This window comes from Gelidibacter salicanalis, from assembly GCF_016469035.1.
Taxonomy (GTDB): Bacteria; Bacteroidota; Bacteroidia; order Flavobacteriales; family Flavobacteriaceae; genus Gelidibacter; species Gelidibacter salicanalis_A.
On record NZ_JAEHJZ010000329.1, the window covers coordinates 1 to 290 of the forward strand.

General features: G+C 37.9%; 1 pseudogene. It reads right to left on the bottom strand.

The features are described from left to right. Nucleotides 1-263, bottom strand: a pseudogene (locus JEM65_RS21605) (penicillin-binding protein); the annotation flags it as partial. Between the last annotated feature and the right edge of the window lie 27 nt (nt 264-290).

Consider the following 290-nt stretch of genomic DNA (forward strand, 5'->3'; position numbering starts at 1 on the left):
ATTCCTGTAGTCAACAGCTTGACGTTAGCTCCTTTAAATGCATCTCTACTCTTCCACTGGGCATTGAATTTTACTTGCAATGATTTCATCCATTCTTTTTGTGCATCCTCCGCATATTGCTGCATCGACATATTGATCGTTGTATAAATCTTCAATCCATCGCGATCCAAGTCATAAGGAGTACCATCAGATTTGGTAATAGAAAGTCTTGAGAACTCCTTTTTGATCTCTTCTTTCAACACTGCACGAAAATAAGGTGCCAAACCTTCACCATAATTTGCAATTTTCAA